Origin of the sequence: Archangium gephyra, assembly GCF_042230915.1 — a bacterium.
Taxonomy (GTDB): domain Bacteria; phylum Myxococcota; class Myxococcia; order Myxococcales; family Myxococcaceae; genus Archangium; species Archangium gephyra_B.
In genome coordinates this window covers 2085298-2099284 of the sequence record NZ_CP102578.1, presented here as the reverse complement: position 1 = coordinate 2099284, position 13987 = coordinate 2085298, and the positions used below count along the sequence as shown (strand labels likewise).

Sequence of the window (13987 nt, the reverse complement as noted above, 5' to 3'; positions counted from 1 at the left end):
TGCTCCGCAACGGCGACCTCATCCCGAGGCGCCAGACAGGGAGCGGCACTCATGGCCATCTACGCCTATGCGCTCATCGGGCTCATCGTGGGCATCCTCTCGCGGATCGCCTTGCCGGCCTCGCGCTCGGTGGGGCTCGTGGGCAGCGCACTCCTCGGCGCGTTGGGAGGCGTCATCGGCGCCCTCATCAGTTCCATCTTCGCCCCGGCGAGCGTCACCACCCGCCTGGATACCATGGCCATCGTGCTGGCCATCATCGTCTCGGCCCTGGTGTCCATCGGGGTGATCATCGGCACCCGGAACAGACGCTTCGCCTGAGCCCGGGGGCCCCTGGACTCCCACCGGCCTCCAGGCGGGGAACCCCGGCTTCCGGCGGTTTTCTTGCTCCCGGCACGAGGAAGGCGTTTCATGCTGCTACAGCCTTCTTCATCTGGGAGGAACCGTTGTCCAAGTGCCTGAAGTGCGGAGCTTCGCTGCCGCCTGTAGGGGACTGCCCCACCTGCGCCGCCGCGTCTCAGCCCGCGGCCCGGGCCGTCCCAAATTTTCTGGACAAGGAGATCCAGATCGATCGCCGCCGCCCGGATCGTGACGCGCCGGCGATGATCCCCGGCCCCGCCGCCGCACCGCCCGGCATGACCGCCCGCGGCGCCTCGACGCCCCCCGGCATGACTCCGGCGGCCTCGCGCCAGCAGGCTCCGGCTTCGGCGCCAGTTCCGGCCGCGCCTCGCGCTCCGGGCCTGCCCGTCATGCCCCCGCGCGCCCAGGCCCCCGCCGCCCAGATGGCCCCGGCTCCCGCGCCCCGGCCCCAGGCCGCTGCCGCGCCGATGGCTCCGGCCCCTCAGGCCGCCGCGCCCCGTCCTCCGGCTCCCTCGCAGCCCGCCATGGCCCGTCCTCCGGCGCCTCCGGCTCCCGCCCAGGCCGCCGCGCCGCGTCCTCCTCCGGCGGCGCCCCCGGCGGCTCCCGCATTCAACCTGCCCGGTGTCGCGGCCCCGGCTCCGCGCGCGAGCACTCCGGCCTTCGGTATCCCGAACGCCGCCGCGCCCCAGCAGGCGTCCGCGCCGGGGCTGCCCGTGGTGCCTCCGCGCCCGCAGGCCACCGCCAGCCTCCCGAATGTCCCGGCCGCGAAGGCCGCCGCCGCCCCGCTGGACATCTCCCTCGAGGACGAGTCCTTCCCCGTCGATGTCGAGGAGTCCGAGCCCGCCGCTCCCGCTCCCGTGCTCGCCCGGACCCCGGCGCCCGCCGCTCCGGCTCCCGTCGCCATGGCGGCCCCCAAGGTCACGGGCACGGCGTCCAAGGAGACGGAGATCCATGCGCGCCCGGCCTCGCTCTGGCGCCGCTTGCTGGCCCTCGGCATCGACACCGGCGCCATCGCCGGAGTGGCCGCGCTCTACCTCATGCTCGCATCCTCCGTGGCCGGCGTGCAGGCGCCCCAGACGAGCCTCTCGGGGCTCGACGCCATCGTCGTCCAGATCCGCTCCCTCCAGTCCGTGCTGCTTCCCGGCGCCGCGCTCCTCCTGGTGCTCTCGCTCGTCTACTGCGCTGTGTCCGCCTTCCTCTGGAATGGCCGCACCCTCGGCCGGCGGCTGCTCGGGTTGAGGCTCGTGGACACGCACGGCCTGGCTCCGGCGCCCGGCCGCGCCATCGTCCGCGCCATGCTGGCCACCTTGTCCTTCGGCCTCTTCCTGGCGGGCTTCTGGATGGCCCTCTTCGATCGCCGCGGCCAGACGCTCCACGACAAGCTCACCTCCACGTACGTCGTGCAGCCGAGCTAGCTCATCGGCGCCCACCACGCTTCAGGTGTAGACGTCTACACCTGAATATGTAGTCAAGACACCCACAACAAGTGTAGACGTCTACACCTGGGCGCGGGGGCCTCCCGTTATTGAGCCGGAGCGCGCCACGCGTTCCGGGCACCGTGCTGGCCGCCAACGTGCCGCAGGTGGCTTCCGAGGAGCACACGGAGCGCCACGCGCGCTACCGGCCGGGGGTGCCTGCACATGCTGGAGAAGCAGCCCGGGGAGAGGCTCGCCGACATGAAGGCGGTGGCCGCGGCGCTGCAGGCGGTGCTGGCCGGGGCGAGGGAGGACTGGGACGTGCCGCGGATGGACCCCTACGCCCCGCAGGTGCGCACCACCGAGGAGATCCCCGGCCAGCTGGTGGACCGCGACTCGCACGAGCGCCTCGTTCCCGGAGGTGGTTCGCGGTCACGAGCCGCCGTGGAGGTCCTGTCCGAGCACCGGCGCGTGTCACTCGCTGGCGGGCGCGGGTTCCGGACTTTCGATGAAGCCGGCCCGATCGAGCAGCTCGCGCACGCGGGCGGTGAGGGCCACGTGCTCGGGGTTGGCCGCCGTCATGGGCTCGGGGGAGAGCACGAGGAGCCAGCCCAGCGCCCCCACCGGCTCGATGCGCACGGGCGCGGGCAGCGGCGGCAGCCGGCCCAGACGGCGCGACAGGTACGTCAGCCACCCCACCCGTCGCTCCCACTTCCGTTTCTTGATGAGGTCCACCATTTCAGTCGAGTTGACGATGGCGTAGTCGGGGTCCCACGCCGTGGCCATGCACGTGAGCACCTCGGTCAGCACGGGCAAGCGCAGCAGCCGCTCCCGCACCGCGCCCTGCCTGGGGGGGTAGAGCAGGCACGAATTGGGCCCTCCCCACGGCGAGTATTTGCCACAGGAGAGGTGGAGTTTCGTGGCCTCCTTCTTGGCGTTCCACACCATCAGGCGGAAGCCCAGATCCTCGATGACTTCCCTGCCGACGTCTGTGCGGTTCCTGCCCTTGAGGAAGAGGGACTCCAACTCCTTCAGCTCCGGGCGGAGGGGCCAGCCCGGCAGGTCGCGGGGTGCTCCACGGCCCGCCCGGTACCACTGGGTGAATGTCGGGTCGCACCGCGCCAGCATGTGGAAGAAGAGCTCCGCGCGCCGTGCACACTCCAACGCCGTCTCATTGCGTGGGCCCCAGTACGCCCCCAGGTAGTAGTCCTCTTCCATGCGTGCTCCTTTCTACTGCGCGGGCGGCGTGTAGTGGACCGTGATGTTGTCCCAGCCTTCAGTCTCGAAGATTTTACGAAGGAACTTCGCCACGTTGGCATCGGCGACATGCCAGCTCACCGGCAGTCCCAACCGTTGGGCTGCCTTCGACTGTCGCTCGGCCTGCTCCATCAGTTGCTTGAACCCGCCAGATACCTCGAACCAGTACTTGGGCGAGCCATCCGCCTCGAAGAACGAGCAGTAGCCGGGGCCCTTGGCCTCCAGCAGTTCCCCCAGCTTGATGCCGTCGAACTCCAGCTTCCCAATCATGTACACCCACCAGGCGGGCCGACCCGTCACCTGCTCCTGGTAGTCCAGGGAGCGCTTGGACCCGGTGGTGGGCTTCTTGTACGTCCACCTTCCGGGATTCTTCGCCGGAGCCGTCTGGGCGGCCTTCCCTGCCTTGCCGCTCGCGCCGCCGCTTCTTCCCCCGCCCTTGCCCGCCATGTGGAGGATGGCGAGAGCGCCCAGGTCCATCGTCGTGCCCACCGCCACCACGGCTCCGCCAAGCACCAGCTCGCCCTCGGCCGTGACGGACAGCACCGGCAGCTCCGCCCCCAGTCCACCCAGGCGCCCCACCGTGGCTTTCGCTCCTCCGAGCAGCAGGAGGAGGTGCGTGGACAGGCGCGCCGCCTCGCGCATCTGATCCTCGCGCGACATGGCGCCGTAGCGCGCGAAGTACTCGGGCGAGGAGGCGATGAGGAGCGCCAGCGTGGTGGGCAGCTGCCCCAGGTCCTCCAGCGTGCGGATGGGGTGGAGCACGGTGTGCGCCAGCGCCAGCGCCATCTCCGCCAGGGCCTGCTGGCCTCCGTCGAGCGCGGCGTTGAGCGCGTCCCGCCCCAGGCCTAGCTCCGCCAGGGGCGGGCCGTCCGCGCGCCGCAGGGCCTCGGTGGCCGGGTAGAAGACGCCCCCGTGTGAGACGTAGATGCCGCCCACCACGAGGCGCCCCACGCGCCACTCGCCCTCCACCAGCTCCAGGGAGCCCAGGCGCTGAAGGGGCGTCCCGTCGAGCGCCGTCACCAGGTAGCCATCCGGGCGCACCAGCACCACGGACCCGAAGCGCTCGGCGCGCCACTGCAAGTCGTCGTAGTCCACGCGCTCGCCGCCCTCGAGCACCTCGCGCAGCAGCCAGCACAGCGCCTGGCGCGGGGCGAAGCTGCGCTGTGTCACGCGCGTCTTCGCCAGCTGTCTCAGAAGCTCACGCGCCTGCTCCAGGTAGAGCGCCGCGCCCGCCGGGTGCCGGGCCTCCTCCCCGAGGCCGCTGGCCTCCTGCACCCCCTGGAAGAAGTCCCGCGCCTGCTCGGGAAAGCCCCCTGCGGCGCCCTCCGTCTCCCCCAGAGGTGCAGTGGCCTCGCGCGGCCCAGTGGAAGCGTCACGGCGCGAAGTAGACCGTGAATGCAACCCGAAGCCGCTCGTCAGGCTCGCGCGCGGAGGGCCCGTGGCGCACCCGCCGAGGAGCACCGCCAGGGCCAGCACCCGAAGCCACCGCGCACCCGAAGCCACCGCCCCCACACAACGCGAGAACATGCCCCACTCCCCCAGCCGCATGAGCTGACATGTGACAGCCTGGAGTCCAGGGCGGCAGAGCTTCGGCGGTCAAGCCATCAGGTAGGAAAAGAACTTCCCGCCTCATCAGGTATGGCGATGTAAAGGAGAGGGGCACGGAACATGGGTGTGCAACGAACGGCTGTGGCGTGCACCGTACGGAGCATTGAGCTGTCGCTGAGGCCACGGGCTCCCCGCTCCTCGGGGTGGCGAGGCTGTCACGAGAAGGCCGTTGGCCCGCCCACCAGGCGTGCGAGACCCCTCCCGCGGGAGTCAAAGCTCCCAGCAGGAGGGCAGGCAGGTTTTTGAAGGATTCGTTGTGCCTGCCCGCCGTGGCTTTAAGATGCCCGCGTCTCCATGCCTTCCCATCTTGCCCACACCCTGATCGCGCAAGGCCTCCTTCCCCAGGACAAGGCCGAGGAAGCCTTGCGTCATCAGACGGCGCAGGGTGGCTCCATCGATACCGCCCTGATGGAGCGCCGGCTCCTCCCCGAGCCCCAGGTGCTGCACGCGCTCGGCGAGGCCTCCGGGCTGCGTCCCGTCAACCTCGCCGACTTCGAGCCCAACGCGGACGTCGCCTCCTTCATCCCTCCGAAGATCGCCGACCGCCTGTGCGTGGTGCCGCTGTCGCTCGATGGCAGCACCCTGCACGTGGCCTGCGGCTACCCGGTGCCCAAGAAGGAACTGGAAGAGGTGGGCTTCCTCCTCGGCAAGCCGCTCGAGCTGTGGGTGGCCACCGAGGTCCGCGTCCGCGAGTGGATCTCCGTCATCTACCGGCAGCCCCTCCCGCAGCGCTACGGCGCCCTGCTCGCCGCGCTCGACCCCGAGCGCATGGGCGCGGCGGCTCCCGCGGCGCCCCAGCCCGTTCAGCCCGCGCCGACTCCGGCTGTGGCTCCCATGCAGGCCGCACCGGCTCCGGTTGCGAAGCCCGCGCCCGCTCCCGCTCCGCCTCCGAAGCCCCCGGACGATGCGGCCCTCACGCTGGAGATGGTGGAGCGTCTGGCGCGCTCCGTGGCCGCCGAGCCCTTCCCGGTCGCCCAGCCCGAGCCGCAACCGCAGCCCGCGCCGAAGCCCGCGGCGCCGCCTCCGCCGCAACAGCCCCCACGTGCCACCGGCGCGCCTCCGGCTCCGGCCGCGGGCCCTGCCCCCACCCAGCCTCCGCGCCCGGCGGCCCCCGCCGCACCTCCGGCCGCCGCCGCTCCCACCGCGCCCCCGGCCGCCATCCGTGAGCCGCTGCGGCTGAACATGCCCGAGCCCGGGCGTCCCGCGGCGCCGCCTCCACAGGCCCAGCCCGCGCCCGCCGCGCGTCCCGCCGCCGCGCCTCCGCAGGCCCAGGCCCAGCCCGCGCCCGCCGCGCGTCCCGTGGCGCCGCCTCCGCAGGCCCAGCCCGCCGCTCCGGCCGCCGCGCGTCCTCCGGTGCAGCCTCCGCCCCAGGCGCAGCCCGCCGCTCCGGCTCCCGCGCCGCGCCCGCAGCTCGAGCCCCGCGCTCCCGCGCCCGCCGCGCCGCAGTCCGCCCGCGACGACGTGCCCGAGTGGACGCTCGCCCAGGCCCGCGCCGCCCTCAAGGAGTCCACGCGCGATCGCGACCGCCTCATCGACACCGCCCTGCGCTTCGGCCGCCGCACCTTCGACTACGTGGCCGCCTTCGCCGTGCTGCGCGGTGCGGCCGCCGGCTGGGACGCGCGCGGTGACGGTCTGGCCAGCGAGCAGCTCTCCCTGGTGTCCATCCCGCTCGACGCCTCCAGCGTCTTCCGCACCGTGGCCATCACCCGCGGCAGCTACGCGGGCCCCATGCCGCCGGACAGCCTGACGAAGCACTACCTGGAGCTGTTCGGCCGTCAGCCGCCCCGCACCCTCTTCCTCTACCCGGTGGAAGTGCGCGGCCGGCTCGTGGCCGTCCTCTACGGGGACTGCGGCCAGAAGCCCATCAGCCAGCGCCGCCTGTCCGACTTCATCCTCTTCTGCCAGGACCTGCCCGCCGCCTTCCAGGAGCTCATCCTCTTCCGCAAGCAGCGCCTGGGCGAGCTGCGCGCCTTGGAATTCGACGTGGACGTGGACGAGCAGGCCTCCACCCACACCAGCACTCCCACGGCCCCGAGCGCTCCGGCGCCCGCCATGGCCGCGGGCCTGGGGTGGAGCCCCTTCGTCAACCGCACCGCCAACGCGCTGGGCCGCGCCGCCTCCATGGCCCCGCTCGTCATGTCCCAGGAGGAGCGCCCGCCTCCGGACTTCGGCCCGCTGCTCAAGCGCCTCACCGGCCCGGACGCCAACCAGCGCGCGAGCGCCATGGCCGAGCTGGCGCGCTCGCCCGAGGCCAGCGCCAAGGTGCTCGCCACGCACTTCCCCGGCCCCACCGCGTGGAGCCGCCTGCCGGTGGTGGAGCTGCCCGAGGCCGACGAGCTGGGCCCCATCCCCGGCGCGCTCTCGCGGCTCGGCCGGCCCGCGGCCCAGGCCCTGGCGCCGCTGCTGGACTCGAGCGACGCGGACACGCGCTACTTCGCCCTGCTCACTGCGGGCAGCCTCCCGTACGTGGAGCTGGTGGACGGCGTGCTGCGCGGCCTCTTCGACTACGAGCCGGACATCTCCAGCGCCGCGCGCGTGGCCGCCGCCGCCCTCAAGCACCTGCCGCGCCTGGACGCCGCCCGCAAGGAGCTGCGCCAGGAGCTCACCAGCCGGGACGCGCTGCGGCGCTCGCTGGCGGCGCGCGCCCTGGGCACGCTGCACGACCGCGAGTCGATTGAAGGCCTCATCAACCTCACCGGCAGCGACGACGAGATGTGCGCCCAGGCCGCCGCCGAGGCGCTGCGCGAGGTGACGCGCGCCACGCTCGGCCTGGACAAGCGCGCGTGGACGGCGTGGTGGGCGGAGAACCGGGGCCGCCGCCGTGCCGACTGGCTCGTGTCCTCGCTGCGCCACCCGGAGCTGGACGTGCGCCTGGCCGCCATCGAGGAGCTCAGCCGCGGCCTCAACGACACGCTGGGCTACTACGCCGATGCGCCCGAGGCGGAGCGCGAAGCGGCCGTGCGCCGGTGGGAGGCCGCGATGGCGGACCCCTCCCGGGCGCGCCGGCTGGCCCTGCTGTAACGCGTGACGGGGAGGAGCTGAGATGACCCAGGCGTGGATCAGCCTCGGGGCCTGCGCGGGGCTGCTGGCCGTGGCGGGACTCGCCCTGGTGCGCGTGGGGCGCAGCGTGCTGGCGCTGCCGCTCTCCGTGCTGTGCATCGCGCTGTCCACGTGGAACTTCGCCGACTTCGCCCTGGCGCACTCGGGCGGGCCGGGCTGGCGCCTCATCGCCACGACGGCGGCGCTGATGAGCGCTCCGTCCGCGCTGCACTTCATCCTCTCGTTCGTGGGCGAGCGGCGCCGGCTGGCGGCGGTGATGTTCTCCGCGTACGGCGTCTTCGGCGTGCTGGCTGTCACATCGGTGGCGGGCCTGGGCTCGGCGCGCGTGGCCGGGGTGGTGGGCTCGCGGGGCTTCGTGCTGATGGTGCTGGCCTTCACCGCGCCGCTGCTGCTCGGGGGCTTCGGCCTGCTCACCCAGCACCTGCGCCGCGAGGTGCGCACCACCGAGCGCACGCGGGCGAGCCTGATGCTCACGGGGCTGGCGCTGCTGGTGACGATGCTGGCCACGGACCTGGTGGCGGTGCTGGGCCAGGAGGTGCCGCGCCTGGGCAACCTGGGCACGCTGCTGGGCCTGCCGGCCATCGCGGTGGTGGCGCTGCGCCTGCGCCTCTTCGGGCAGGAGCTGTCCAACGTCCACGCGGTGTACGCGCTGCTGCTGGCGCTGATGGGCGTGCTCGCCTACCTCACCGTCTTCCAGATCTTCGCCGCGCAGTACGGCGCGCTGGTGGTGGGCACGGTGGCCATCACCCTGGCCTTGCTGGCCATCATGCGCCGGGGCGTCATCGCCTTCGTGGCGCAGCGCGAGCGGCTGGAGCAGATGGCGACCCTGGGCCGCTTCTCCGCGCAGATGGCGCATGACCTGAAGAACCCCATCGCCGCGCTCAAGGGGGCCGCGCAGTACCTCAAGGAGGAGCACTCGCGGGGCCAGGCCTGGGACGACAAGGGCGACTTCCTGGACCTGCTGCTGGAGCAGGTGGAGCGGCTGGACCGGGTGGTGAGCACCTACCAGCGCCTGGGCCGGGTGGAGCCGCTGCGGCAGCCGTTGGACCTGAACCAGCTGGCGGCGAGCGTGCTGTCGCTGCAGGCCTTCACCGGGCGCCCCGAGGTGGAGATCAAGCGCGAGCTGGCGTCGGACCTGCCGCGCTGCACGGGGGACTGGGACCTGCTGGCCAACGCGGTGGAGAACCTGGTGCGCAACGCCTTCGAGGCGATGCAGCGCGGGGGCACGCTGACGCTGCGGACGAGGCTGGACGGAACGGGCGTGGCGCTCAGCGTGGAGGACACCGGCGAGGGCATGAACGCACGCACGCGCGAGCGGGCCTTCGACGACTTCTACACCACCAAGGCGACGGGGAGCGGGCTGGGGCTGGCCTTCGTGCGGCGGGTGGTGGAGGCCCACGGCGGGGAGGTGGTGTTGGCGAGCCACGAGGGCCGAGGCACCACCGTGACGCTGCGCCTGCCCATCTCCGATGAACCCGCTGGGACGCCCGTGCCGGGAGAAGCGGAACCCTGGCCGGGCTGAGGGGTACTTGAGACACGGGAGGGGCACGTGCCACTGTGCCGGGAGAGGTTCCCGCCCCGTACCTACCCATGTCGACCCCCGGTAAGGAAGAGCGGACGCTCGACCCGACGCTCCCGCCAGAGCCCGCCTCCACGCCTCCCCTGGAGCCCACGTACCCGGGGGAGGGAGCCGCACGGGCCGAGGGCCTCCCGGAGCCCCTCGCCGCCACGCGGCCCGGTGACGAGTTCCCGGTCCCCCACTGGGACCGCTACGAGTTCCTCGCGCCGCTGGGCAGCGGAGGCATGGGCGAGGTCTTCAAGGCCCGGGACCGGCGTCTGGGCCGGGTCGTCGCGCTCAAGTTCATCCGTGGGGCGGATCCCGACAAGGTGATGCGCTTCCTCCAGGAAGCCCGCGCGCAGGCGCGCATCGACCATCCCCACGTGTGCAAGGTGTACGAGGTCGGCGACGTGGCCGGGAAGGCCTATATCGCCATGCAGCTCATCGGCGGGGAGCGGCTCGACAAGGCGGCCCAGGGCATGTCCCTGCCCGAGAAGGTGCAGGTGCTCAAGGAGGTCGCCGAGGCCATCCACGAGGCGCACCGGCTCGGCGTCATCCACCGGGACCTCAAGCCCTCCAACATCATGGTCGAGCGCGGCGAGGACGGGCGCTGCTTCCCGGTCGTGATGGACTTCGGCCTCGCGTACGACATCGGCCAGGGGCACGGCCTCACCCAGACGGGCGCGCTGATGGGCACGCCCTCGTACATGGCGCCCGAGCAGGCCCGCGGGGAGGTGCGCAGCATCGACCGCCGCTCGGATGTCTACAGCCTGGGCGCGACGCTCTACGAGCTGCTCGCCGGCGTGGTGCCGTTCACCGGCGACTCCCTCATGGGCACGCTGCAGAAGGTGCTCCACGAAGAGCCACCCTCCCCTCGCAAGCACGTGCCCCACCTGCCGGGGGACCTGGAGGTCATCGCCCTCAAGTGTCTGAGCAAGGAGCCGGAGCAGCGCTACCCGTCCGCCCGGGCGCTGGCCGAGGACCTCGGGCGCTACATCGATGGCGAGCCCATCCTCGCGCAGCCTCCGAGCCTGCTCTACCGGCTGCGGCGGCGTGCGCGGAAGCACCGGACCCTTGTGGCCGTGTCGGCGGTGTCCCTGGCGAGCATCCTCGTGCTCGCCGCCTTCGGGACGGCTTCGTGGCTGGAGGCGCGCAGCACCCGGCAACGCTCCGAGGAGCGCGCGCGGCTGGCCGGGCAGCTCGGGCAGCAGGTGAAGGAGATCGAATGGTTCCTGCGCGCGGCCCACACGCTGCCCCTGCACGACACCAGCCTCGAGCAGCAGCTCGTCCGCGAGCGCATGGCGCGGATCGCCACGCAGCCGCATGAGCTGGGCGGCCCTGGCGAGGGGCTCGTGCACTACGCGCTGGGGCGCGGCTACCTGGCGATGCACGAGCTGGAGCGGGCCCACGAGGAGCTGACGCGCGCCCAGGAGAAGGGCGTCGACACGCCCGAGCTGCACTACGCACGCGGCCGCGTGCTCGGCGAGCTGTACCACCAGGCACTGGAGGACGCGCGGCGCAGCGGCGGCAAGGAGTGGGTGGCCCGGCGCCAGCGAGTCCTGGAGAAGCAGTACCTGGAGCCGGCGCTCCAGTCGCTCGAGCGCAGCAGGGGCCTGGACCTGGAGTCACCCCGCTACCTCGAGGGGCTCATCGCCTTCTACCGGCGGGACTACGACGCGGCGGCGCGGCTCGCGGCCCAGGCGGCGGCGGAGACGCCCTGGGTGTACGAGGCCCAGACGCTCGCCGGACACGTGGCCTACAGCCGCGCCATGGAGCACCTGGAGCGGGGTGACTACGGCCCGGCACGCGCGGGGCTGGAGGAGGCGGATCGGCAGTACGCCCAGGCCATCGAGTCCGGGCGCAGCGATGCGCGCAACTACGAGGCGCTCGCGGAGACGTGGTTGCAGCAGTCGGAGATCGACTCGCGGCAGGGGAGATCCCCCAAGGCCTCGCTGGAGCGGGCGCTGGCGGCGGGAGACAAGGGCCTCCTCGCGGCCCCACAGCGTGCCTCGGGGTACACCAAGAAGGCCCAGATCCTCATGCCGTGGTACCGGCTGATGAACTTCGGCAACGGCGGCCTGGACCCGAAGCCGATCCTCGAGGAGTGGACCGCCACCGCCGCGCGCGCCGTGAAGTTGGATCCCCGTGACGTGTTCGCCTACGACACGCTGGGCTACAGCCACTTCATGCGCGCGCTCCGGCATGAGCGGGAAGGCACGTCCGCCGGCATCTCCTGGGACGAGGCCATCTCCTGGTTGACGCGGGCGCTGGAGCTCCAGCCCGAATACCCGTGGGGACACAACGACCTCGGCCAGGTCTTCCTCTGGAGGGGCAACCATCAGCAGGAGCACGCGGAGGATCCACGCGAGGCGTATGCGCGCGCCGAGCACCACCTCCTCCAGGCGGCGCGCAGCGACCCGGACTACCTCTTCCCGCACACGAACCTGGTGGACCTGTACAGCACGCGGGCCGCGTACGAGCTGTCGCGCGGGCGCAATCCCCAGGAGGACGTGGACAAGGCGCTCCAGGCCGGCGAGCGGGCCCTCGCCATCGATGGCAACCACTACCTGACGCTCAACAACGTGGCCGTCGCGGAGCTGAAGCTCGCGCGCTACCTCGTCAACAGTGGGGGGGACCCGCGCCCGCGGTTGGAGCGGGCTCTCCAGTATCTCCAGCGCTCCGCGGCCATCAACGCCACCTTCGGCCGGACGTTGCTCCACCAAGTCCTGGCACACCTGCTGGAGGTGGACCACGCGATGCGCGAGGGACTGGATCCCACGGCCGCGCTCGAGGCGGGGCGGCGGGCCCTGGCGGAGGCGAAGCGCCTCGACCCCGGCTGGGTCGGGTGCCCGCTCCTGAGCGCGCGGCTGGCGCTGGCGGAGGCGGCGTGGGCGAAGCGGCGGGGACGCCCGGAGCTGCCGTTCCTCCAGCAGGCGCTCGCGGAGGCCCGGCGCGCCCTGGCGATGCATGCCTATAGCGATACCCACCAGCAACTGGCGTGGGCCCTCTGGCGGATGGCGGAGGCGCAGCCTCCGGACAAGGCGCTCCCCTCCATCACCGAGGGCCTGACGCAGGTGGACCTGGCCCTCCAGCGCGAACCGGACTCGGCGAATGCGCATGCCCTGCGCGGGGCCCTGCTGCTAAGCCGGGCGCGGACGGTGCGCGAAGCGGCGGAGCGCCTCGACACCGTCCGCCAGGCCCGGACCTCGCTCGCGCGGGCCCTGGAACTCAACCCGCTGCTGCGGCACGAGTACGAGGCGCCGCTGCGCGAGGCCGAGTCACAGCTTCGATGACGGCACGGTGAAGATCTTCCCCTCCGGGGTGAAATCCGCGGAGGTGCACGGACCCACGCCGTAGGTGTCCAGCTTCTTCGGGTCCTGCCCCGGCCAGAGGTCCGGATCCTCGCGGCGCCGGTTCTGCGGGTTGAAGCACACCGCGCCGTGCGGGCCCCAGAGGGCCTCGATGTGCGGGGCCAGCTTCGCCTGCTCTTCCTTCGTCAGCTTGTCTCCGCCGGAAGCGTACTGGTCCCACTTGATGATCTTCGTGCCCGGCTTCGTGTAGCTCTGGTAGTTCCCCTTGCCGACGAAATAGGCGGCGCGCTTGGCCTGCAGGCAGGAGCGGAAGACGAACTCGCGCTGGTCGTCCCACCCGCCCGAGTCATTCCAGGGCGTATAGCCCCAGTCCAGACACGTGACGATGGAGCCCTTCTCGCAGCCCATGGAGGTCGCGTTGTCGTCCCGCTTGACGCTGGCGGTCAAGCCATTGACCCGCCGCCCCTGGAGGAAGGAGATGGTGTTGGCCCCATCCTCCTTGCAGTGCGGGATCCACACCAGGGAATCCCCCGCGATGTTGCTGTGCTCCTGGTAGGTGAGCTTGTAGCGGTGCACGCCATTCTTCACCCCCTCCTCCTTCACGAACTTCAGATCGTAGCCAACGAGCGGGCTCGCATCTCCACTCCCCTTCGCCATGGTCCCCAGATGGAGGATCAGCTTCGTCAGGTCCTCGCCCTTCGCGACCTGCTCCGCCGGCAGCGGCTTTCCCAGCACTGGCTTGAGCCGGTACCTGATGGACAGCTCGGTCCGGTCACTGGTGATGGCCAGCACATCCACGAGCTGGTTGGGGTTGGCCTCGAGCTTGCCGGTGACCGCCGTCTGGAGGACGGTGAGGGGCGAGTCCAGATGCCGCATGGCGAGCACGACACCCGTGGGCGTGTTGGTGAAGGTCTCCGGGCAGAAGAACTTGTCCCCCACGGCGATGAAGCAGTAGTTGCCGCCCTCGGCGGTGTAGATGCCCTTGGCGTTGCCCGATCCCCCTGGATCACAGCCGCCCGGGGGGCACTTGGGATCGTCGATCTCCTCCTCCAGCAGGGACTGGACGATGCCGCAGTTGGGACCGCCGGGGCAGCCCGAGCCCAGGTCGGGGCCCGGGTCCGGAAGGTCCGGAACCTGCTTCAGGCACCCGCCGCAACCGCTGGCCACCGTCACCAGGGCCAGGCAGATGAACCATGCGGCCCCGCGCCCGCGAGCCTCGCCCGTCTCCACTCGATGTGTCTTCGTCGTCTCCATGCCCGTCGGCTTAGCCAAAGCCATGCCAGCACGTCAAAGCACGGAGGACACGGGGAGCACGCCCCAGGAGTCGTGGGAGCACCGAGGAATCACGGGCACATACCGCGCGGCCCCGGGCGAGTGGCACACGTGATGGCACAGCGCGAGCCGTGCCAGACACACCCGCC

At 72.1% G+C, this 13987-nt stretch carries 8 protein-coding genes; 5 read left to right on the top strand and 3 right to left on the bottom strand.

What is annotated here, in order from left to right; all coding sequences use genetic code 11:
- Positions 1–51 precede the first annotated feature (51 nt).
- Both NR798_RS08355 and NR798_RS08350 read left to right on the top strand, forming a co-directional pair.
- Positions 52–318, top strand: coding sequence for a hypothetical protein (locus NR798_RS08355; protein ID WP_375770904.1), 267 nt, complete (start codon positions 52–54; stop codon positions 316–318).
- Positions 319–599: 281 nt separating this feature from the next.
- Positions 600–1772 carry an RDD family protein gene (locus NR798_RS08350; RefSeq protein WP_375770903.1) on the top strand — a complete coding sequence of 391 codons (1173 nt, stop codon included), beginning with the start codon at positions 600–602 and terminating at the stop codon, positions 1770–1772.
- 474 nt (positions 1773–2246) lie between these two features.
- Here NR798_RS08350 and NR798_RS08345 read toward each other — a convergent pair whose 3' ends face one another.
- Both NR798_RS08345 and NR798_RS08340 read right to left on the bottom strand, forming a co-directional pair.
- The gene (locus NR798_RS08345) at positions 2247–2990 is read right to left on the bottom strand and encodes an Imm52 family immunity protein (protein ID WP_375770902.1); all 744 of its coding nucleotides are present in this window, start codon (positions 2988–2990) and stop codon (positions 2247–2249) included.
- A 12-nt stretch (positions 2991–3002) separates the two neighbouring features.
- On the bottom strand, positions 3003–4556 hold the full coding sequence (locus tag NR798_RS08340) for a Tox-REase-5 domain-containing protein (protein ID WP_375770901.1): 1554 nt from the start codon (positions 4554–4556) through the stop codon (positions 3003–3005).
- A gap of 375 nt (positions 4557–4931) precedes the next feature.
- Here NR798_RS08340 and NR798_RS08335 point away from each other — a divergent pair, with 375 nt between their 5' ends.
- From NR798_RS08335 to NR798_RS08325, 3 genes are all read left to right on the top strand, one after another.
- On the top strand, positions 4932–7658 hold the full coding sequence (locus NR798_RS08335) for a FrgA protein (RefSeq protein ID WP_375770900.1): 2727 nt from the start codon (positions 4932–4934) through the stop codon (positions 7656–7658).
- A 22-nt stretch (positions 7659–7680) separates the two neighbouring features.
- Positions 7681–9219 (top strand): nitrogen regulation protein NR(II), encoded by a 1539-nt coding sequence (locus NR798_RS08330; RefSeq protein ID WP_375770899.1) that lies wholly within the window; start codon positions 7681–7683, stop codon positions 9217–9219.
- Positions 9220–9287: 68 nt separating this feature from the next.
- Entirely contained in the window at positions 9288–12548 is a 3261-nt protein-coding gene (locus NR798_RS08325) for a protein kinase (RefSeq protein ID WP_375770898.1), read from the top strand.
- Here the strand turns inward: NR798_RS08325 and NR798_RS08320 are convergent.
- Positions 12534–13844, bottom strand: coding sequence for an ADYC domain-containing protein (locus tag NR798_RS08320; RefSeq protein WP_375770897.1), 1311 nt, complete (start codon positions 13842–13844; stop codon positions 12534–12536). The genes NR798_RS08325 and NR798_RS08320 overlap by 15 nt on opposite strands.
- Positions 13845–13987: the final 143 nt, after the last annotated feature.

Coding starts and splice junctions, on each gene's coding strand:
- NR798_RS08335 (WP_375770900.1), top strand. CDS start 4,932: ATGCCTTCCCATCTTGCCCACACCCTGATCGCGCAAGGCCTCCTTCCC.
- NR798_RS08320 (WP_375770897.1), bottom strand. CDS start 13,844: ATGGCTTTGGCTAAGCCGACGGGCATGGAGACGACGAAGACACATCGA.
- NR798_RS08340 (WP_375770901.1), bottom strand. CDS start 4,556: ATGTTCTCGCGTTGTGTGGGGGCGGTGGCTTCGGGTGCGCGGTGGCTT.
- NR798_RS08350 (WP_375770903.1), top strand. CDS start 600: ATGATCCCCGGCCCCGCCGCCGCACCGCCCGGCATGACCGCCCGCGGC.
- NR798_RS08330 (WP_375770899.1), top strand. CDS start 7,681: ATGACCCAGGCGTGGATCAGCCTCGGGGCCTGCGCGGGGCTGCTGGCC.
- NR798_RS08355 (WP_375770904.1), top strand. CDS start 52: ATGGCCATCTACGCCTATGCGCTCATCGGGCTCATCGTGGGCATCCTC.
- NR798_RS08325 (WP_375770898.1), top strand. CDS start 9,288: ATGTCGACCCCCGGTAAGGAAGAGCGGACGCTCGACCCGACGCTCCCG.
- NR798_RS08345 (WP_375770902.1), bottom strand. CDS start 2,990: ATGGAAGAGGACTACTACCTGGGGGCGTACTGGGGCCCACGCAATGAG.